18 protein-coding genes and 1 tRNA gene are annotated in these 21821 nt (G+C 29.8%); all 19 read right to left on the bottom strand.

Annotated elements, in window-relative coordinates; genetic code table 11:
- Positions 1 to 3: 3 nt before the first annotated feature.
- Positions 4 to 459, bottom strand: a complete 456-nt coding sequence (gene rimP / locus ACAG39_00965) for a ribosome maturation factor RimP (GenBank protein MEZ0535797.1) — start codon at positions 457 to 459, stop codon at positions 4 to 6.
- Between the two features lie 143 nt (positions 460 to 602).
- Complete coding sequence (gene rpe / locus ACAG39_00960) at positions 603 to 1265, bottom strand: ribulose-phosphate 3-epimerase (protein MEZ0535796.1); 663 nt, start codon at positions 1263 to 1265, stop codon at positions 603 to 605.
- A gap of 15 nt (positions 1266 to 1280) precedes the next feature.
- Positions 1281 to 2153, bottom strand: a complete 873-nt coding sequence (gene rsgA / locus ACAG39_00955; GenBank protein ID MEZ0535795.1) for a ribosome small subunit-dependent GTPase A — start codon at positions 2151 to 2153, stop codon at positions 1281 to 1283.
- A complete protein-coding gene (gene pknB, locus ACAG39_00950; protein MEZ0535794.1) occupies positions 2153 to 4045 on the bottom strand; it encodes a Stk1 family PASTA domain-containing Ser/Thr kinase in 1893 nt (630 codons plus the stop codon). The genes rsgA and pknB overlap by 1 nt, the downstream gene beginning before the upstream one ends.
- A gap of 18 nt (positions 4046 to 4063) precedes the next feature.
- Positions 4064 to 4786, bottom strand: coding sequence for a Stp1/IreP family PP2C-type Ser/Thr phosphatase (locus tag ACAG39_00945; protein ID MEZ0535793.1), 723 nt, complete (start codon positions 4784 to 4786; stop codon positions 4064 to 4066).
- 26 nt (positions 4787 to 4812) lie between these two features.
- Positions 4813 to 5838 carry a 23S rRNA (adenine(2503)-C(2))-methyltransferase RlmN gene (rlmN, locus tag ACAG39_00940; protein ID MEZ0535792.1) on the bottom strand — a complete coding sequence of 342 codons (1026 nt, stop codon included), beginning with the start codon at positions 5836 to 5838 and terminating at the stop codon, positions 4813 to 4815.
- A 2-nt stretch (positions 5839 to 5840) separates the two neighbouring features.
- Positions 5841 to 7133: a 16S rRNA (cytosine(967)-C(5))-methyltransferase RsmB gene (gene rsmB, locus ACAG39_00935; GenBank protein ID MEZ0535791.1), complete on the bottom strand. Its 1293-nt coding sequence runs from the start codon at positions 7131 to 7133 to the stop codon at positions 5841 to 5843.
- Positions 7126 to 7818: a zinc metallopeptidase gene (locus tag ACAG39_00930; protein ID MEZ0535790.1), complete on the bottom strand. Its 693-nt coding sequence runs from the start codon at positions 7816 to 7818 to the stop codon at positions 7126 to 7128. The genes rsmB and ACAG39_00930 overlap by 8 nt, the downstream gene beginning before the upstream one ends.
- 16 nt (positions 7819 to 7834) lie before the next feature.
- Positions 7835 to 8764 carry a methionyl-tRNA formyltransferase gene (gene fmt / locus ACAG39_00925; protein ID MEZ0535789.1) on the bottom strand — a complete coding sequence of 310 codons (930 nt, stop codon included), beginning with the start codon at positions 8762 to 8764 and terminating at the stop codon, positions 7835 to 7837.
- An 18-nt stretch (positions 8765 to 8782) separates the two neighbouring features.
- Complete coding sequence (gene def / locus ACAG39_00920) at positions 8783 to 9283, bottom strand: peptide deformylase (protein ID MEZ0535788.1); 501 nt, start codon at positions 9281 to 9283, stop codon at positions 8783 to 8785.
- Between the two features lie 11 nt (positions 9284 to 9294).
- Positions 9295 to 11475, bottom strand: a complete 2181-nt coding sequence (priA, locus tag ACAG39_00915) for a primosomal protein N' (GenBank protein MEZ0535787.1) — start codon at positions 11473 to 11475, stop codon at positions 9295 to 9297.
- Between the two features lie 28 nt (positions 11476 to 11503).
- Positions 11504 to 12706 (bottom strand): bifunctional phosphopantothenoylcysteine decarboxylase/phosphopantothenate--cysteine ligase CoaBC, encoded by a 1203-nt coding sequence (gene coaBC / locus ACAG39_00910; GenBank protein ID MEZ0535786.1) that lies wholly within the window; start codon positions 12704 to 12706, stop codon positions 11504 to 11506.
- Positions 12690 to 12914, bottom strand: a complete 225-nt coding sequence (rpoZ, locus tag ACAG39_00905) for a DNA-directed RNA polymerase subunit omega (GenBank protein MEZ0535785.1) — start codon at positions 12912 to 12914, stop codon at positions 12690 to 12692. The genes coaBC and rpoZ overlap by 17 nt, the downstream gene beginning before the upstream one ends.
- A 7-nt stretch (positions 12915 to 12921) precedes the next feature.
- Positions 12922 to 13518, bottom strand: coding sequence for a guanylate kinase (gmk, locus tag ACAG39_00900; protein ID MEZ0535784.1), 597 nt, complete (start codon positions 13516 to 13518; stop codon positions 12922 to 12924).
- Positions 13515 to 13820, bottom strand: a complete 306-nt coding sequence (remA, locus tag ACAG39_00895; GenBank protein MEZ0535783.1) for an extracellular matrix/biofilm regulator RemA — start codon at positions 13818 to 13820, stop codon at positions 13515 to 13517. Before remA ends, gmk begins: the two co-directional genes overlap by 4 nt.
- A gap of 11 nt (positions 13821 to 13831) precedes the next feature.
- Positions 13832 to 14713, bottom strand: coding sequence for a YicC/YloC family endoribonuclease (locus tag ACAG39_00890; GenBank protein MEZ0535782.1), 882 nt, complete (start codon positions 14711 to 14713; stop codon positions 13832 to 13834).
- A gap of 344 nt (positions 14714 to 15057) precedes the next feature.
- Positions 15058 to 15134 (bottom strand) — tRNA-Thr (locus ACAG39_00885).
- A gap of 384 nt (positions 15135 to 15518) precedes the next feature.
- Entirely contained in the window at positions 15519 to 17006 is a 1488-nt protein-coding gene (locus ACAG39_00880) for a glutamate synthase subunit beta (GenBank protein MEZ0535781.1), read from the bottom strand.
- Position 17007: 1 nt separating this feature from the next.
- On the bottom strand, positions 17008 to 21606 hold the full coding sequence (gltB, locus tag ACAG39_00875) for a glutamate synthase large subunit (protein MEZ0535780.1): 4599 nt from the start codon (positions 21604 to 21606) through the stop codon (positions 17008 to 17010).
- Positions 21607 to 21821: the final 215 nt, after the last annotated feature.

Below are 21821 nucleotides of genomic sequence, written 5' to 3'. Positions count from 1 at the left end.
TAACTAAAATTTTAATGCAACTTTTACCTTTGTTACCTTCGACATTGGTATTTGAATCAATTGGTCATTAACTCTTAAATTTAGTATATCACCATCTTTTTTTATTAATTGTCCTTCTAATAATTTTGTATTATTAATTGGCTCTTTTAATTTAACTTCTACAAGCTCACCTTCATGCCTTATAAAGTCTCTGTCTTTTACAAGTGGTCTATCTAATCCTGGAGAAGATACTTCAAGAAAATAACTATAAGGAATAGGATCTAATTCATCCAGCTTTGTAGAAAGTTCTTCACTTACAATTTGACAGTCATCAATGGTTATACCACCAATTTTATCAATATATACTCTTAAAAAATGATTCTTACCTTCTTTTTTGAACTCAACATCAACCAATTCATAATTATATTTTTCTAATATAGGTAAAAGTATTGCTTCTACCACTTTAGTTATTTTGCTCATATAAAACCTTCCTTTCTTAGAAAATGCTAAAACAATATGAAAGAGTGGGATTTTCTCCCACTCTTTTGGTCTTCAGTTATGTCAAAAATAATGATTAAATATATTATACCATTATAAATGTTTTTTAACAAGGATTATAACTCTTAATATATAATTTTTGAAGCATTTTGTCTTAGTTTTTCAATAGTATTTTTCATATCATCACTATTAAATAAAGTTGATCCTGTTACAATAATATCTGCACCTGCTTTTACAACTTGGTTTATGTTATCTAAATTAATTCCACCATCTACTTCTATTTTGAAGCTATAACCTTTTATTTTTCGAACTTTATTTAATTCTTTAATTTTATCTAATGTATATGGAATAAATTGTTGCCCCCCGAAGCCTGGATTTACAGTCATTACTAAAATCATATCAACTTGGCTAAGAATATTTTCTATTGAACAAATTGACGTCGCAGGATTTATAGCTACTGATGCTTTTTTATTATACGATTTTATCTTATTTATAAGTGCATCTAAATGCTTTGTTGCTTCAAAATGAACTGTTATGTTATCAGCACCAGCAAATGCAAAATGCTCAATATACTGTTCAGGGTTATCTATCATTAAATGCACATCAAAAAAAATATCAGATAATTTTCTTAAATCTGCGACAACAGATGGGCCGATAGTTATATTAGGAACAAAATGACCATCCATTATATCAATATGAATTATATCTGAGCCTGATCTTGAAGCTTTCAAAAGTTCTTCGCCTAGTTTTGCAAAATTAGCAGAAAGTATTGATGCTGCAATTTTCAATTAGTAGTCTCTCCCTTAATAATATATTTTTTGGTTCGGCAATTGATAATAAAGTTCTTTATATCTTTCATATCTTTCATAACTTATTTTATTATTTTGTACAGCCTCTTTAACAGTACATCCAGGTTCATTAATATGATCACAGCTTTTAAATCTACAGCTCATATATTGTATAAATTCTGGGTAATAACGTTTAAGATCACTTCGTAAAAAATCTTTTAATTCTATCGAACTAAACCCAGGGGTATCAGCTACATAGGTTGAATTATCTAATTTAAGCAATTCAACTACCCTGGTTGTGTGTTTCCCTCTCTCAAGCTTATTTGAGATATCACCAACTTTCAGATTGGCGTTTGGTATTAATCTATTGAGGATTGAAGATTTTCCAACCCCGGATTGTCCAGCAAAAACAGATATTTTCCCTGATATTTTCTCTCTTAATTCTTCAAAGCCAATATTTTCAATTGCACTCATTTTAATGATGTCAAATTCAAAATATTGCTCTTTAATTAAATTATATGTTTCTGAATTATCCAAATCAATTTTGTTTACACACAATATTGGTTTTATATTTTCCTTAAGTATATTAATCAATAGTTTGTCTAGAAATAATAAGGAAACCTCTGGCATTACAGATGCTATTACAACAATAGCAATATCAACATTTGCTATTGGTGGTCTTATTAATAAATTCTTTCTTTCATTTATCTTTGAGATAATATATGCACCATCATTTCTGTTTTCGATAATAACTTTATCTCCAACAACTGGTTTTATCTCTTCTTTTCTAAATACACCCCGAGCTTTGCATTCATATTTATTCCCAAGAAAGTCGTCAACATAGTAAAATCCAGCAATAATTTTTGAAATAATTCCTTCAATTATCATTAATTTTCCACCGTCTCCTCAGAATTAAGAGAATCGTTTATATATAATCTAATTGTTGACTTTCCACTTATTGGTATTTTAACCTGTAAAGGTGTTTCATCAACTGTAACAGTCCTGTCAAATACTACACTTTCGTTGTTGTCTGTAACAACAACTATCTTTACATTAGCTTCTTGCAAATCACTCGGAAGTATTATATTTTTAACAAATATTTTTGTACTGTTTGTTGGTTGTTGTATTTTTTTTGCTAAAGTTAAATTTATACTATCACCTTTATTTATTTCAGTACCACTTTTTATGGATTGATACAAAACAATATCATCATCCTTATCAGTTACCTCTTTATATTCAATATTTCCAATATTAATACCACTTCTTTCCAAAATATCTTTTGCATCATAATATTTCATTCCTGTAACATCAGGAACTGTTACTTTTTCTATCTTAGGACCTTGGCTAATTGTAACAGTTACTGTGCCATTCTTTTCAATACTCTCATGTGGAGCAGGATCTTGTGATATTACTGTATCCACTGGTTTATCACTAAAATCCTTTTTTGTCTGAATATTTAATCCTACATTTGTAAGTTCAACTTCCGCATCTTTCACATTCATACCTGATAAATCTGGTACCTCAACCACTTCTGGCCCAAGGCTAACTGTTAAATTGATAGTAGCATTTTTCTTAACATGTATATCTGCTTCAGGATCCTGTTTAATTACAATGCCTTTATCAGCTTTATCATTTGTTTCTGTGATTTTATAAGTAAGTCCTAAGTCTTCTAATTTCAGCTTTGCTTCATCAATAGTAAGACCAACTAAATTAGGTAGAATAATTTCTTCTTCTTTAACAAAAAGCTGCTTGCCAATAGTCATGTAAAATACTAACCAAATCATTAATACTAAAACTAAAGCACTTCCAATACCTAAAAGTGCATATTTTACATTTTTCTTTTTGCTATTAGTATTATTCTCTAATGTTTTTTTATTATCTTTGTTAATATTATTTGTATCAATTGCCTGGTATTGTTTTGTTTCTGTATTTTCAGTATTTATTTTTACAAAATCTCCATCAGGATAAAGTAATGAATTTTTTAAATCCTGCATAATTTCAACAATACTTTGATACCTTTGAGTCTGGTCTTTCTTAAGGGCTTTTAAAATTATATCTTCTAGACTTTTAGGAATATCTTTATTATATAATGATGGCTTCACTGGTTCTTCTTGTATATGTTTTAGAGCAACAGATATTGGTGTTTCACCTTCGAAAGGTAAATTACCGGTAGTCATTTCATAAAGAACAACACCTAAAGAATAAATATCGGACTTTGCATCAACAAAACCGCCTCTGGCTTGTTCTGGTGAAAAATAGTGAACTGAACCTATAGTAATATTTGTATTTATAATTGTTCCTGTAGTAACAGCTCTTGCAATACCGAAATCAGTTACCCTAACAATTCCATTTTCATCTATCATAATATTTTGTGGTTTAATGTCTCTATGAATAATGCCTTTTTTGTGTGCATGTTCTAAAGCTCTGCATATCTGTATAGAAATTGCAATTGCATCCTTATAGCTTAATCTTCCATTTTCTTTTATTACTTCCTTCAATGTTTTTCCATTAATAAATTCCATAACTATGTAATGAAACCCTTTATCCTCTCCTACATCAAAAATTGATACAATGTTTGGATGTGATAAAGAAGCTGCTGCTAATGATTCTGATTTAAATCTTTTAATAAATTCCTCATCATTAACATATTCACTTCTTAAAACCTTAATTGCTACAAAGCGATTAAGCATTTTATCTTTTGCTTTATAGACGACCGACATACCACCGCCGCCTATTTTTTCTATTATCTCATATCTATTCCCTAAGACTATGTCCTGCATACCAAAATCACCTACTCATTATTTTTTTACTGATATCACTGATATGTTATCTTTACCGCCCTTTCTTAGTGCTTCTTCAATTAAATCATCTGTTAGATTATCTATTTTGGAATTACTAATAATTTTTTCTATGTATTCATCATTTAACATATTTGTTAAACCATCAGTACAAAGTAATAATAAATTATCATCTGATAAAAATGATAATTTATAGATATCAACTTTTAAATCTTTTGTCAATCCTATAGCCTGAGTAATTATATTTTTTTGGGGATGTATTTCTATCTGTTCTTTACTAATATCTCCATTTTTATACATTTGATACACCAATGAATGATCTTCTGTTACCTGATAAAGTTGATAGCCATTATAAAAATAAGCACGTGAATCACCAACATTTGCAATATAAATATCATCATTAATAATTATGGCACATAATAGTGTTGTACCCATTGATGAATATTCAATATTTTTTTCAATGAAATTATTTAAGAATTCATTTGTCCAAATAAATGAGTTATAAAGCAGTTCTTCAATATTTTTATTATATTCTAACTTAGTTATCAAATAATTAAAAAGACAGGTACTTGCTAAATAAGAGGCAACTTCTCCAGATACATGTCCCCCCATGCCATCTGCAATAATGAAAATTCCACTGTTGTTATCATTTCTGTAAACAATATAATAGTCTTCATTATTTGTTCTTACATATCCAGAATGACTTTTGTAATACACAACCACTTTTGTTCATCCCCTAAAACCTTGTTTTATCTTTTATCTAAATGTTTTGACCTTAATTGCCCACATGCTGCTGAAATTGAACTACCTAATTCTCTTCTTATAGTAACTTCAATTTTATTATTTTTCAATATATTATAAAAAGAAATAATTCTTTCTTTTGGAGGTCTTCTGAATTCTTTTTCTTCAATTTCATTTATTGGTATTAAATTTACATGTATAAGCATATTTTTAAATAATTCTGAAAGTCTTATTGCATCTATATCAGAATCATTAATTCCCTTTATTAATGCATATTCAATGGTAACTCTTCTTTGAGTTTTATTTATATAATTGCGTATTGCTTCTATTATTTCTTCAATAGGATATCTTTTATTCATTGGGATTAATTTTTCTCTTATTTTATTATTTGTAGCATGTAGAGAAATAGCTAAATTAATTTGCTTTTCATAGTTTGCTAATTCATATATATAAGGTACTACTCCAACAGTTGAAATTGTTATATGTCTTGCTCCTATATTCTTGCCCTTTGGGTGATTAACTATTTCAATAAATTTGAATACATTTTCAGCATTGTCAAAGGGTTCTCCACTGCCCATAAGTACTATACTTGAGATTCTTTCTTTTGTATCATTTTCTACTTTAATTATCTGGTCAACCATTTCACCACTAGTTAGATTTCGAATTTTCCCACCAATTGTAGATGCACAAAAAGCACAACTCATATTACAGCCAACTTGTGTAGATATACATATTGAATTTCCAAATTTATATTTCATAAATACTGATTCTATTGTATTATTATCATTTAATAACATTAAATATTTTCTTGTAAACACATCTTCTTGAACTTTTATAATCTCCATTAAATTGAGTATAAAGTCCTGCTTTAATTTATTTCTTAAGTTTTCAGGTAGATTAGAAAATGAATCAAAGCTTTCGCTATTTTTTTTATAAATCCAATCAAATATCTGAGTTGATCTGAATTCTTTTTCATTTATGCTTTTTAACCAGGACTTTAACTCATCAAAAGTTAGATCCTTAATATTTCTCATGGTTAATCCTCTCTTTTCAAAACTGAAATATAAAAGCCATCAGAGTTAAATAAATGAGGAAGTATTGTTTTTGATTTTATTAATTTAAAATTCTTATTATTACTCAGAAAGCTATCTATTGTCCCTTCATTTTCTATTTTTCCTAAAGTACATGTGCTATATATTAATATACCTTTGCTTTTTAAATAATGTTTTGCATTTTCTAATATCGATATTTGTAATTTATGGAGATTATAGATATCTTCGATTTTCTTCTTCCATTTAATTTCAGGCTTTTTTCTAATTACCCCAAATCCAGAGCAAGGTAAATCACAAATGCATATATCAAACTTATTAATAAAATTCTCATTTAATTTTGTAGCATCATTTTTAATTAACTGTATATTAGTAAATCCAAGCCTATCAATATTATCTTTCATAATCTTAAGTTTTTTAGCGTTGATATCACAAGAAATTATCCTTCCATCTGAAACTTCTGCTGTGTTAAATGATTTACCTCCAGGTGCTGCACAAAGATCTAAAATATCATCAGCACATTTAAAGCATTCAATATTGTCATAAACAACTAATGAAGCGGCTGGATCTTGAAAATAAATAAAACCTTCTTTATAAAGAAAACTATCTTTAAGATTACCTTGATTTATAAAATATATTAAATTATTTAATAAACTTTTATTATATATATTACTATCAAAATACTTTTCAATAAAATCTGATTCATGAACCTTTCTTGTATTAATTTTAAAACTTACTTTGGGACGAGAATTCAAAAATTCTAATATTTTTATTGCTTCTTCTAATCCATAGCTTTGGGTAAAATATTTAATTAAATACTTTGGGAAAGATAATTTAACCTCTAAATAATCAAAAATATTTCTATCTTTTAAACTTTCTATTGCTTTTTCTATTTCTTCTTTTTTCTTTAAAACATTTCTTAATACTGCATTTACAAAATTTGAAGATTGTTTTTTATATTTTTTTGAAATTTCAACACTTTCGTTAATTGCAGCATAGTTTGGTATTTTATCTAAAAATAATAGCTGATAGGTCCCTACTCTCAAAATTGATTTAATATAGAAATCAATTTTTTTGTTATTAGTCAAGAATTCAATATAGAAATCTAAAAGGTTTTTGTATCTTATTACACCATGGCATATTTCTACCATTAAAGCCCTATCTTTTATATTTTCATAATTGTTAATTTTTTTCTCTATGGCACTATCAGAAGATGTTCCATTTTCAATATCAATAAGAACTTCTACAATATCTTTTCTAATAATATTAATTTTAATCATCCCTTCTTCTTTGTGCAAAAGATAACAGATATAAAAGTTGTAATATAGCAGTAATTACTGAAGCAACATAAGTTAAAGCAGCTGCGGTCAATACAGATTTTACTGCTTTTTGCTCAATTGGCATGATAATCCCACTTGTTGTTAAAGCATTCAGTGCTCTTTTTGTAGCATTTAATTCAACTGGAAGAGTTATAATAGTAAATATAACTGCTAAGCTAAATAATAGTATACCTAAATTAATAAAAAAATCACCATTTCTAAACATAAATCCAATAATTATAAGTGGAAAAGCTAAATTTGAGCCTATATTTACTACTGGAACCATAGCACTTCTTAAACCTAAAAATATATATCTTTCTTTGTGTTGAATGGCATGTCCTACTTCATGCGCTGCAACACCTATTGCTGCTAAAGAATTTGATGCATAAACGCTTCTTGATAGCCTTAATGTTCTTGTTCTTGGATCATAATGATCAGTAAGCAAGCCTTCAACTGATTCTACATCAACATCATAAATTCCATAAAGTCTTAAAATATATTGTGCCACTTCAGCACCAGTATATCCTGAAAATGATGATACCCTTGAATATTTTGAAAATGCATACTGAACCTTCAATTGTGCAAATAACGAAATTAAGATAGCTGGAAACATATAAACAAAGTAATATGGATCAAAATAGAACATTTAAACCCCTCCAATCTTAGCCAAGTTTGTCTCCCACTTTAATTTTATACCCATTTATAAAACTTTTTGCATCCATTTTTTTACTTCCTTCTATCTGGAGTTCAATAATTTTAATAAGTCCATCAGAAGCTTTAACATATAGACCGTCATTTTCAATTGATACTATCTCCCCAAAATTGCTTGAAGAATTTAAATTGTTATGAACTTCAATATTATGAACCTTAAGTATTTTGCCATTAAAATAGGTATATAAACCTGGCCAGTATTTTAATGCTCTATATTTATTGAATATTTCTTTTACAGAGTTTGTCCAATCTATTAATCCTTCAATTTTTGATATTGGAGGTGCATATGTTGCTATTGATGAATCTTGCTTTTGAGGTTTAATATTTTCAATATTTTTAAGTGTTTCTATTAGCAAATCAGCACCACATTTTGATAATTTATCACTAAGTGTTTGAATGTCATCATCCATAGTAATTTCAACAGAACATTGCGATAGAATATCACCAGTATCTAATCCTTCGTCCATTTTCATTATTGTAATACCTGTTTGTTTCAGGTTATCAATAATACATCTATGAATTGGAGCTGCCCCCCTGTATTTGGGTAAAAGTGATGCATGGACATTTATGCAACCATATTTAGGTATATCTAAAATCTCTTTTGGTAGTATCTTCCCATAAGCCACAACTACAATGACATCTGGATTGATTAGTTTTAATTTATTAATGATATCAATATTATTTCTTAACTTATCTGGTTGAACAACCTCAATAGAATTTTTTAAAGCAACTTCTTTAATTGGAGGTGGTGTTAACACTTGCTTTCTTCCTACTGGTTTATCAGGCTGAGTAACTACTAATTCAATATCATATTGATTAGCTATCAGCTTTTCTAAAGTTGGAACAGCAAATAAAGGTGTGCCCATAAAAACAACTTTCAATACTATCTGCCTCCTGTATTATTCTAAATCCATTTTATGGCCTTCTTCTCTTTTTTCTTCTAATTCTTCTTTTGTTACAAATCTGATTACTTTATCAACAAATAATACTCCTTCCAAATGGTCAATTTCATGACAAAATGCTCTTGCTAAAAGTCCCTCTGCTTCTATTTGAATCTCATTGCCATTTTCATCAAAACCTTTTACAACTACCTTTTCTGGCCTCTCAACTTCTCCCCATTGCTCAGGAACAGATAAGCATCCTTCAATATCTATTGAACTTCCTTCATATGAAGTAATAGTTGGATTTATTACAGCAATTGGTCCATCACCTGCATCAATAACTATTACTCTTTTTAAGATGCCTACTTGTGGAGCAGCAAGACCTACTCCATTTGCTTCATACATTGTTTCAAGCATATCTTGAATTAATTGTTTTAGCCTTCCATCAAATTTTTCAACAGTTCTTGCCTTTTTCCTTAAAACATCATCACCAATATGTCTTATCTTTCTTATTGCCATTTAAAAACCTCCTAATATATATTTATCGGATTTACATCAATAATTAAATCAACTTTATTTTCATTAAATTCTTGTTTAACTTTATTAATAACAGTTATTTGGTCTTTCATAGACTTGATTTTTATAAATATCTGATTTCTAAATTTGTTTTTAATTTTATACACTAAGCATTCGGTTGGCCCAATAATTTCAAATTTATAATTATTTTTTAAATTTTCTAATATATTTTTTAAGCTTAATATTGCTTCTTTACTTTTTTCTTCAGAATCACTTGAAACTATAAAATTAACCATATAACAAAATGGTGGATAATTCAATATCTTTCTTATAGTAATTTCATTTTTGTATAATGTCAAGTAATCATTTTTTGAAGCAGAAACAATACTATAATCATCAGGATTATATGTTTGGATTATAACTCTTCCTTTTTTTGTAGATCTTCCTGCTCTTCCTGCAACTTGTGTAATTAATTGAAATGTTCTTTCCTTACTTTTAAAATCAGGAAGTTGCAATGTTGAGTCAGCATTTAGTATCCCTACTAAAGTTAGGTCAGGAAAATGTAAGCCTTTTGCAATCATCTGTGTTCCTATTAGTATATCAGCCTCTTTGTGCAAAAAAGCATCTAATACCTTTTGCGTTGAATCTTTCTTTGATGCTATATCTTTATCCAGTCTTAAAACCTTAGCATTTTTAAATAGATCTTTTATTTCTTGCTCAACCTTTTGGGTTCCAGAACCTTCAAGCTTAAGAAATTCACTTTCACATTTAGGACATTTATGAGGTATTTTTACTGAAAACCCACAATAATGGCATTTTAAATATCCATCGCTATGGTATGTTAGAGATATACTACAATTTTTGCACTTAAAAACAAATCCACATTTTTTACAAATTACATACTTGGAATATCCTCTTCTATTCAAAAATAAAAGTACTTGCTCTTTTAATTTAAGATTTTTATCAATTTCTGATATTAGTTGTCTACTAAAAATAGAGTAGTTGCCTTCATTTAATTCATTCCTCATATCAATAATATCTATTTTAGGCAATGTTTTATTAACTCTATTTTCCATTGTGAGTAATTTATAATTTCCATTTTTGGATAAATAATAATGTTCAATTGCAGGGGTAGCCGAACCAAGGATAATTGGAATTTTATTAATTTTTGCCCTCATTTGTGCTACTTCTATTGCATTTATTCTTGGACTTCCCTCAGCCTTATAGCTTGTTTCATGTTCTTCATCTACAATTATTATTCCTAAATTTTCAATTGGTGAAAATACTGCTGACCTTGGACCTATTACTACTCTTGCCATTCCTTTTTTTATTTTTATCCATTCTTTAAGCCTTTCTTTCTTAGTAAGCTTGCTATGTAATACTGCAAAGGAAGAACCTAATCTTTGGCTTACATATCTAATAACTTGAGGTGTTAGTGCAATTTCTGGAACCAAAAATAAAGCATTTTTGCCTTTCTGAAGTATATAATTAATAGTTTGAATATATACTTCTGTTTTCCCGCTACCAGTAACACCATGAAGAAGAATATTGTTATATGCATTTTTATTTATTGTATTATAAATATTTTTAAGGACTTCTTCTTGATCCTGAGTAAGAATTAAATCACTTTTATCAGGGTCTTGTTTATTTCTGCTAATACTATTAATTATCAAATCATCTTTTAATACATATGATATATAATTCTTCGAAAGTAAAGAGAAAATAGTATTTTGATATTTGTTAAAATTCTTACCACCTATTTTTATTGAACCTTTTTTAATAAATTCAATACATTCTATTTCTTTTTCTGATAATTTTTCTATATTATCAAAATTTATAATTGATATTTTATATAATTCATTTTCGTCTAAATATGAAGGTAGCAAAAGGTTAAAAATCTCACCCCAAGAAAGTGCATAATACTCTTTCATTACTTTAGAAAGGTGAATTATTTCTTCACTTAATAATGCAAATTGATCTATAACACAAAAAATCTCTTTTAATTTACTGATTTCAATTTGAGATTTTTCTTTGACATCTATAACTATTCCATTTACCAGCCTATTTTGATTACCAAAAGGAACAATGACTCTTTTCCCTTTAATATCATTATTTTTCAAATTGTCAGGTATAAAATAATCGAATGTTTTATCTATATTAACATCTAAATAATTAATTATTATCTCTGCAATCATTATATCACCATAAAATTATACCTCTGCATTAATTTTTGCAGAGGCAGTTTATTATATAGTCATAAATAGCGTTTGCAACTTCTCTTTTAGTAAGTAACGGGCACTCAATATGTCTTTCTTTATCAACAATTGTTACAATATTTGTATCAACATCAAAACCTGCACCTTCTTTAGTAACATCATTTGCTACAATAATATCTGCGTTCTTTCTAAGTAATTTATCCCTTGCATTATTAATAACATCATTTGTTTCTGCTGCAAATCCAACAACAATTTGATTTTCATTTTTGTTTTTACCAACATACTCTAAAATATCAGGATTCTTAATAAATTCTATTAATAACTTATTTTCATTTTCCTTTTTTATCTTTTTATTTACCATTTTTTTTGGCTTATAATCAGAAACTGCAGCGGCAAAAATACAAATATCATAATCTTTAAAGTTTTCTTTTACTTGTTCAAACATTTCATCGGCAGTTGTTACGTCAATTTTATTAATATTACCTAATGGTTCAATTCTTGATGGTCCACTAATAAGTAAAACTTTAGCACCCCTTTTTACTGCTTCTTCTGCAAGAAAAATACCCATTTTACCAGAAGATCGATTAGAAATAAATCTAACAGGATCTATAAATTCACGTGTAGGACCTGTTGTAATAAGTATTTTTATACCATATAAATCTTTTTTAGTAAGAGCTTTTTCAGCCTCAAAAACAATAAATGAATTATCAGGATACCTTCCTTTACCATACACACCACATGCTAAAAATCCACTTTCTGGTTCAACAACAATTACACCATTTTCATTTTTAAGGGTTTCAATATTTCTTTGAACAGATTTATTTTCATACATATTTGTATTCATTGAAGGAACTATAATAATAGGCTTTTTTGTTGCTAAAAGAGTAGTTGTAGCTAAATCATCAGCAATACCATTGGCAAATTTTCCAATAATATTTGCAGTTGCAGGTGCAACAATAACTAAATCAGCCCAATCTGATAATGAAATATGTTCAATATCATAGTTTGAATATTCAAATGAATCAATATAAACCCTATTTTGTGATAGAGTTTGGATTGTAAGTGGTGTAATAAAATTTGTAGCATTCTTGGTCATAATAACCTTTATATTTGCTTCTCTCTTTTTAAGAAGTCTTATTAATTCACATACTTTATATGCTGCAATGCCACCTGAGATAATTATTAAAATATTTTTATTTCTTAAATTCATAAATTTTCACCGGCTTATTGTAGTTATAAGTAACTTTACCAGCGGCAACTTCATTTACTGCTATTGTTACATATTTATCTCCTTCAATATCTACCCTTCTTGGTGCACCATCTAGTAACTGCCTTGCTCTTTTTGCAACTAAAACGCAAAGTGTATATTTATTATCAACATTATTAAGTAAAGTATCTAAACCAGGTTTTAATAACATATCAATATCACTCCTTTAAAAATTGTTTGACGTCAAATCTTTTTGTTCTCTGCTTTTCAGCAATTATTATCTTTTCAACAATATCAACTGCGTTATCCAAATAATCATTAATTATGAAATAATCGTAAAGATGAATTTTTTCAATTTCTTTTTGAGCTATATTAAGACGTGCATTGATTTCATCATCAGTTTCGGTTCCTCTTTTGTAAAGCCTATTTTTGAGCTCAGTCAGTGATGGAGGAAGAATAAAAATTAGTACTGAATCATCAAAATTTTGTTTGACACTCAATGCTCCTTGTGTTTCTATCTCAAGAATAACATCATGCCCTTCATTTAGAGTTTTTAATACAAAATCTTTCGGAGTCCCATAATAGTTATTATTATAAATAGCATATTCTAAAAAATTCCCTTCTTTTATCTCCTTCTCAAAATCCTCTTTAGTTGTAAAGAAGTAATTAACTCCATCAATCTCATTAAATCTTGGTTTTCTTGTTGTTTTGGAAATTGATAGTTTAAGATTACTATTTTTCTTAATCAAGTTACTAACAATAGTTCCTTTCCCTACACCAGCAGGGCCAGAAATTATATATAAAACTCCTTTCATTTTGTTTCATCCTCTTCTTCGACTTCTTCAATTTCTTCTTCGAATTCATCAGGCTCTAATACTCTATGGGCTACTGTTTCAGGTTGAACAGATGATAATATAACATGATCACTATCGGTTATAATGACAGCTCTCGTCCTTCTTCCATATGTTGCATCAATTAGCATACCTCTATCTCTTGCTTCTTGTACTATTCTTTTTATTGGAGCTGAATCAGGGCTTACAATTGCTATAACCTTATTAGCCGAAACTATATTTCCAAAACCTATATTTATGAATTTTATATTTCCACTACTTGACAAATAAATCACCTCTATTCAATATTTTGCACTTGTTCACGAATTTTTTCAAGTTGGTCTTTTAGATTTACTACACAGCTTGATATTTCATATATTACTGATTTTGAACCGATTGTATTTGTTTCTCTATTCATTTCCTGCAGCATAAAATCTAACTTTTTACCTATAGGTCCATCAGAATTTATAGTTTTTGAAAATTGTTCAATATGACTTTTTAATCTAACTATTTCTTCTGTAATATCTGACTTATCTGTAAATAAAGTAATTTCAAGCATTAATCTATTTTCATCAATATTTTTAACATCTAAATTTTCATATATCCTTTTATATAGTTTTTCCTTATATCTTTCAACTAATTGTCCAGAATATCTCTCAATTTCTGAAACTATATCTTTAATTGTATCTATTCTTTTTAAAATGTCTTCTTTAAGAGCAAGCCCTTCTGATTCTCTCATCTTATTTAGGTTATTTATTGCAATTTCAACACATGATAACAATTCCTCTTTTATTTCTTGGTTTTCAAATGCTTGGTTTTCAACTATTAATGAATCTGGAAGTCTTATGAGAGATGATAAGCTAAAATCATCTGGAACATCAAATACATTCTCTCTTATTGTATTTACAGCAGAAAGATATTGATTAATTAAACCTAAATTAGGTGTTATTTTATAATCATCTTGACCGAAAGTTTTAAAAGATATATATATATCAATTTTACCTCTATTTATATATTTTGAAACTAAATTCTTTACATCTGTTTCAAACATAATAAATTCTTTTGGCATTCTTAGATTTATCTCAAGATATCTTGAATTTATACTTCTTATATCAACTGAGTATTCTCTATGGTTTTTTGCTTCTCTACAACCACCATAACCTGTCATGCTTTTTATCATAAAAATTTCATCCTTTCAAATCTATAAAAAACCAAATACAATTTACAATTTATTTTAAAACAATATCAATCCTAAAATCAAGAAAAAATAATAAATTAATTACTATTTACTATTTATAAAGGTAAAGATATAAAAAACAACTGTTTATTTTTATTGATATGGTGCAAAAAATATAAAGCTATAGCTATGAAACTTGATAATATTTTTAAACAAATAGACACAAAGGGTAACCACATATTGAAATGGCTACCCTAATTAAAGCATTTATTTTAAAATTGCAGTAAAAAAGGTGTAAAAACAACTATTGGAATTATTATCAATACCCTAAATACCTTGATATTCCTTGGAGCTCCATGGGGGATTCGAACCCCCGACCTACTGATTACGAATCAGTCGCTCTGGCCTACTGAGCTAATGGAGCACCTTAATCACTATACTATTTTAATTAAAAAAACAATAAAAATCAATAAAATTGGTATATTGGGTAATTTTAAAATCTCTAACCTTGAATAAATATGAAGAATCTCTATTATTATCTTCTATTTTTTCATATTTTGGATCTACAATAAATATACCTTTGCATAAACATTTACAAATGGAAATAGGCATATTGTTAATAATAAAAAAACAATAGACATTTTTTTGTAATTAATTAACATATCGACACCTTTTTATTTTCAAATTTTTATAATTATTATTTATTATAACATTATAAAGTTATATTTAGAATAATATACTAATATTAAATAAAACAAAAAAAGAGGCCATTAAAATAAATTTAATAGCCTCTTTTTTTATATTCACCTTATGGTAAGTTTGTTTCTCCCATTAAAAACCTATCCACTTCTCTTGCAGCACTTCTACCTTCGTTTATTGCCCAAACAACAAGGCTTTGGCCACGACGCATATCACCTGCTGCAAAAACACCTTTTATATTTGTTGCATGTTTCCCATATTCTGCTTTTGCATTAGATCTTGCATCTCTTTCAACACCAAGTTTATCAAGAATACTTTCATCAGGCCCTAAAAAGCCCATAGCAAGTAAAACAAGCTGTGCTGGCCAAACCTTTTCTGTTCCTGGAACTTCTACAGGAATAAACCTTCCTTGTTCATCTTTCTTCCATTCTATATTAATTGTATGAACCTCTTTAACATGGCCATTTTCATCGCCGACAAATCTTTTTGCTGTTATGCAATAATTTCGTGGGTCTTTGCCAAATAGTGCAATGGCCTCTTCTTGACCGTAGTCAGTCTTAAAGACCTTTGGCCATTGTGGCCAAGGATTATAATCTGTTCTTTGCTCTGGTGGTTTTGGAAGTATCTCAAATTGATGAACACTTCTGCAACCATGCCTAATTGATGTTGCAACACAGTCTGTTCCAGTATCGCCACCACCAATTATAATAACATCCTTGTCTTTTGCTGATATGAAATTCCCATCTTGATGGTTAGAATCAAGAAGGCTTTTTGTGTTTGAAGCTAAAAACTCCATTGCAAAATGGATACCTTTTAGATTTCTTCCTTCAACATTCAAGTCTCTTGGTTTTGTTGCACCACCACAAAGAACAACAGCATCAAATTCCTGAAGTAACTTTTCAGCTGGATAGTCTTTGCCTACTTCTGTATTTGTAATAAATTCTACACCTTCTGCCTTCATTAAATTTATTCTTCTTTCAACAACCTTTTTCTTATCAAGCTTCATATTAGGAATACCATACATCAAAAGCCCACCTGGACGATCTGATCTTTCAAAAACAGTAACATTATGTCCAACTTTGTTTAATTGGTCAGCACATGCAAGCCCAGATGGACCAGAGCCCACAACTGCAACCTTTTTACCTGTTCTTTTCTTTGGTGGTTGAGGTTTAATCCATCCTTCTTCAAATGCTTTATCAATTATATAACATTCATTTGTTTTTATTGTTACAGGAGGGTCATTTATTCCTACAGTACATGCTCCTTCGCATGGTGCTGGGCAAACCCTTCCTGTAAACTCAGGAAAGTTATTAGTTTTTAAAAGTCTTTTTATTGCTTCTTCAAAAAGGCCTTTATATACAAGGTCATTCCATTCTGGTATAAGGTTATTTATTGGACACCCTGAAGCCATTCCATTTATTAAAAGCCCAGTATGACAAAATGGTATTCCACAATCCATACAGCGAGCTCCTTGTATACGTTGTGTATCTTCATCATGACTTAAATGGAACTCTTCCCAATCCTTTATTCTTTCTAATGGTGGTCTATCCTTTGGAACCTCTCTTTTATATTCCATAAAACCTGTTGGTTTGCCCATGTTAGTTACCTCCTATACGAGCCAAGTCTTTGTTGTTGGCTTCAAAGGCAGCCATTAATGCTTCTTCACCACTTAGGCCTTGTTCTTGCACTTTTTTGATTGCTTGAAGCATTCTCTTGTAATCTCTTGGCATAACTTTTTTAAACTTAGGTAAGATTTCATCAAAGTTATTTAGTATTCTCTTACCAAGTTCACTATCTGTATATTTAACATGATTTTCAATCATTGTTTTAAGTTCATTTATATCATTCTGATCATCTAAAAGCTCAATATCAACCATTTCTTTATTGCATCTTACTTCAAATGTTCCATCTTCATCTAATACATAAGCAATCCCGCCAGACATACCAGCGGCAAAGTTTCTTCCAGTTGGTCCTAATACAACAACACGTCCACCTGTCATATACTCACATCCATGATCTCCTACTGCTTCTACAACTGCATGAACACCACTGTTTCTAACACAGAATCTTTCACCTGCTGCTCCTCTTATATATGCTTCACCCTTTGTTGCACCATAGAAAGCAACATTACCAATAATAATATTTTCTTCAGGAACAAAAGTAGATTCCTTTGGAGGATATACAATAATCTTTCCACCAGAAAGCCCTTTACCTATATAATCATTTGAATCTCCTTCAAGAATTAAAGTTATACCCTTTGGAACAAAAGCTCCAAAGCTTTGTCCTGCAGAACCTTGAAAATGTAATGTAATAGTGTCTTCTGGTAGCCCTTCTTCTCCGTAACGTCTTGAAACTTCACTGCCTAAAATTGTTCCAACAACACGATTAGTATTCTTTATTGGTAGTGTTGCACTAACCTTTTCACCTTTTTCAAGTGCAGGCTTACATAAATCAAGAAGAACCTTTTTGTCAAGTGATTTATCCAACTGATGATCTTGAGGCATCTGACAATATCTTCCATATTCTGCTGGGACATTTGGCTGATAAAGAATATTAGATAAATCAATGCCTTTTGCCTTATAATTATCTATTACTTTTTTCATCTCTAATTTATCAGTTCTGCCAATCATCTCATCTATTGTTCTAAAGCCAAGTTTGGCCATAAGTTCTCTAACTTCTTGTGCAATGAAATACATAAAGTTTACTACATGTTCAGGGTCTCCTGTAAACTTCTTTCTAAGCTCTGGATTTTGTGTTGCAACACCAACTGGACAAGTATCCAAGTTACAAACCCTCATCATAACACAGCCTAAAACAACAAGCGGTGCTGTTGCAAATCCAAATTCTTCTGCACCAAGTAGTGCTGCAATAACAACATCTCTTCCTGTCATAAGTTTTCCATCTGTTTCAAGAACAACTCTGCTTCTTAAATTATTTAAAAGTAGTGTCTGATGAGTTTCAGCAAGACCTAATTCCCATGGAAGTCCTGCATGTTTAATACTTGTTCGAGGGGAAGCACCTGTGCCGCCATCATATCCACTAATTAAGATAACATCAGCACGTCCTTTTGCAACACCAGCAGCAATAGTCCCTACACCAACCTCTGAAACCAACTTAACGCTAATACGAGCATTTTGGTTAGCATTCTTTAAATCATGTATTAGTTCTGCTAAATCCTCAATCGAATATATATCATGATGTGGTGGTGGTGAAATAAGCCCTACACCAGGAGTTGAATATCTTGTTTTTGCAACCCAAGGATATACTTTTCTTCCTGGTAATTGTCCACCTTCTCCTGGTTTTGCACCTTGTGCTATCTTTATTTGAATTTCCTTTGCATTAACCAAGTAATTGCTTGTAACACCAAAACGTCCTGATGCAACCTGCTTTATAGCAGAACATTTTGAGTCACCATTTGGTAGTGGCTTAAATCTTTCTGGGTCTTCTCCGCCTTCACCTGTATTGCTTTTGCCACCAATTCTATTCATTGCTATTGCTAATGCTTCATGTGCTTCTTTACTTATTGATCCATAAGACATAGCACCAGTTTTAAATCTTTTTACAATTGATTCTATACTTTCTACTTCTTCTAAAGGAATTGGATTTTCTGCAAATTTAAATTCCATTAATGATCTAATTGTGCTGTATTTTTGGCTTTGCTCATTTAGAAGTTTTGAATATTCTTTAAATAATTCATAATTTTTTGTTCTACAAGCAATTTGAAGTTTATGGATTGTTTCAGGATTAAATAAATGATACTCCCCATCTTTTCTCCACTGATACTCTCCACCAGATTCTAAAGTATGGTCTTCAATCTTATGTTCGCTATATGCAGCTTTATGACGCAATATGGTTTCTTTGGCTATTGCATCTATATCAATGCCACCAATACGTGATGGAGTCCAAGTGAAATACTTATCAATTACTGATTGGTGAATTCCTAATGCTTCAAATATCTGAGCTGCTTGATAGCTTTGGATTGTAGAAATACCCATTTTTGAAAGTATCTTTACAACCCCTTTTGTAGCAGCTTTTAGATATTTTGCTACTGCTTTTTTGTGGTCAGTATCGGTTAATAACCCCTGTTTTATCATAATATCTAATGTTTCAAAAGCTAAGTATGGATTAATTGCAGATGCACCATATCCAATTAGAACAGCAAAATGGTGTATTTCTCTTGGCTCACCTGATTCTAAAACTAAACTTACCCTTGTTCTTGTTCCTTTTCTAATTAGATGATGATGAAGGCCTGATAACGCAAGTAAAGCTGGTATTGGTGCATTATCCTTATCAATACCACGATCAGAAAGAATTAAAATATTACATCCTTCTTCTATAGCTTTATCAGCTTTAGCAAAAACGCTTTCTAACGCTTTTTCAAGGCCTTGTCCCCCTTGATTTGGGTCAAATAGTATTGGAATTGTAATTGATTTAAATCCATCACAATTAATGTTCTTTAATTTAGCAAGCTCATCATTATCAATAATTGGTGTTTTTATCTTTATTTGACGACAACTCTCAGGCTTCGGGTCAAGAAGATTACCTTCAGAGCCTATATAAGTTTCGGTTGCAGTTACTATTTCTTCTCTAATTGCATCAATTGGAGGATTTGTAACCTGAGCAAATAATTGTTTAAAATAGTTATATAAAAGCTTTGGTTTTTCAGATAAAACAGCCAATGGAGTATCAGTGCCCATAGCTCCAACTGGTTCTACACCATCTTTAGCCATAGGTGTTAGTATAAATCTTAAATCCTCATAAGTATAACCAAAAGCTTTTTGACGCTGAAGTACTGTATCATAATCAGGTTCAGGTAATTCTTGAGCTTTTGGTAGTTCTTCTAAGGTTATTAAATTCTCATCTAGCCACTTTCTATAAGGATGTTCTGAAGCTATTTTATGTTTTAGCTCTTCATCACTAATTATTCTTCCTTCTATTGTATCAATAAGAAGCATTCTTCCTGGTCTTAGTCTTTCTTTATAAAGAACATTTTCAGGTGGTATATCTAATACACCAACCTCAGAAGCTAAGATAACCAAATCATCTTTTGTTACATAGTATCTTGATGGTCTTAGACCATTTCTATCAAGAAGAGCCCCTACTCTATCACCATCTGTAAAAGCAATAGCAGCAGGACCATCCCATGGCTCCATTAAGCAGCTATGATATTCATAAAATGCCTTTTTTTCATCACTCATACTTTCATGATTTGACCAAGGCTCTGGTATCATCATCATAGCAGCATGTGCCATTGATCTACCTGATAGCATAAGAAATTCAAGGCAATTATCAAACATTGCAGAGTCACTGCCATCAGAATTTATTATTGGTAAAACTTTTTCTAGATCATCTCCAAATAAGTCTGATTTTAGCATTGATTGACGAGAATACATCCAATTTATATTACCTCTTAATGTATTAATTTCACCATTATGCACTATATACCTATTGGGATGTGCACGTTCCCAACTTGGAAATGTATTTGTGCTATAACGAGAATGTACTAAAGCAAGGGCTGATTCCATATAAGGATTACTTAAATCCTTATAAAATAGCTCGACCTGTTCAGCTGTTAACATACCTTTATAAACTATTGTTTTTGATGATAAACTTGCAACATAAAAAGAATCACAAGACTCTTTTTCAGCATATCTTATAGCTTTTTCAGCCTGCTTTCTAATAACATATAACTTTCTTTCAAAAGCTAAATCATCTTTGATATCGCTACTCCTTTTTATAAACACCTGTCTAATAAAAGGCATACAAGATTTTGCAGTTACACCAAGTGATGAATCATCAACAGGAACTGTTCTCCAACCAAGAAGTGTTTGCCCTTCTTGTTTAATAATTTCTTCAACCTTTTTTTCACTATATTCACGAATATTTTTATCTTGTGATAAAAATATCATACCTACCCCATATTGTCCTGGTTCTGGTAAGTCAATGCCTTCTTTTTTACATTCCTCTTTAAAGAATTTATGAGGAATTTGAATTAAAATACCTGCTCCATCACCAGTATTTGGTTCAGCTCCTACCCCACCTCTATGTGTAAGGTTGATTAGAATTGTTAAAGCTTGTTTAACAATTTTGTGTGACTTCCTTCCTTTTATGTCCACAACACTTCCTATACCACATGCATCATGCTCATATTGTGGATCATATAGGCCTTGTTTTTTCGGTAAATTATTTAGTCCCATATTCACAAACCTCTCCAATACTTTTTAATATTAGATTTTAAATAAAATAAAAAGATTTATACATCTAAAAATGAATAAATCTTAACAGGTTATTAAATGATTTTGAATAAATATAGCTTTTTAAGCTATATAATAATGTTTATTAAAATTCAATATTAAATGTATACATTATTCAAAACAATAATTTTTTCTATTATAGCATGCAGTTAATATAT

The sequence above is a fragment of the Caldicellulosiruptoraceae bacterium PP1 genome, from assembly GCA_041320695.1.
In the GTDB taxonomy this organism is placed as follows: domain Bacteria; phylum Bacillota; class Thermoanaerobacteria; order Caldicellulosiruptorales; family Caldicellulosiruptoraceae; genus JBGGOQ01.
This window is presented reverse-complemented; position numbering and strand designations above follow the sequence as displayed.

Bases quoted from the DNA above. Each gene is read 5' to 3' on its own strand.
- gltB (MEZ0535780.1), bottom strand. From the start codon at position 21,606: ATGGGACTAAATAATTTACCGAAAAAACAAGGCCTATATGATCCACAA.
- def (MEZ0535788.1), bottom strand. From the start codon at position 9,283: ATGGCAATAAGAAAGATAAGACATATTGGTGATGATGTTTTAAGGAAA.
- ACAG39_00890 (MEZ0535782.1), bottom strand. From the start codon at position 14,713: ATGATAAAAAGCATGACAGGTTATGGTGGTTGTAGAGAAGCAAAAAAC.
- ACAG39_00930 (MEZ0535790.1), bottom strand. From the start codon at position 7,818: ATGTTCTATTTTGATCCATATTACTTTGTTTATATGTTTCCAGCTATC.
- priA (MEZ0535787.1), bottom strand. From the start codon at position 11,475: ATGATTGCAGAGATAATAATTAATTATTTAGATGTTAATATAGATAAA.
- pknB (MEZ0535794.1), bottom strand. From the start codon at position 4,045: ATGCAGGACATAGTCTTAGGGAATAGATATGAGATAATAGAAAAAATA.
- coaBC (MEZ0535786.1), bottom strand. From the start codon at position 12,706: ATGAATTTAAGAAATAAAAATATTTTAATAATTATCTCAGGTGGCATT.
- rsgA (MEZ0535795.1), bottom strand. From the start codon at position 2,153: ATGATAATTGAAGGAATTATTTCAAAAATTATTGCTGGATTTTACTAT.
- rpoZ (MEZ0535785.1), bottom strand. From the start codon at position 12,914: ATGTTATTAAAACCTGGTTTAGATACTTTACTTAATAATGTTGATAAT.
- ACAG39_00880 (MEZ0535781.1), bottom strand. From the start codon at position 17,006: ATGGGCAAACCAACAGGTTTTATGGAATATAAAAGAGAGGTTCCAAAG.
- rsmB (MEZ0535791.1), bottom strand. From the start codon at position 7,133: ATGATTAAAATTAATATTATTAGAAAAGATATTGTAGAAGTTCTTATT.
- rimP (MEZ0535797.1), bottom strand. From the start codon at position 459: ATGAGCAAAATAACTAAAGTGGTAGAAGCAATACTTTTACCTATATTA.
- rlmN (MEZ0535792.1), bottom strand. From the start codon at position 5,838: ATGAGAAATATTAAGGATCTAACTTTTGATGAGTTAAAGTCCTGGTTA.
- gmk (MEZ0535784.1), bottom strand. From the start codon at position 13,518: ATGAAAGGAGTTTTATATATAATTTCTGGCCCTGCTGGTGTAGGGAAA.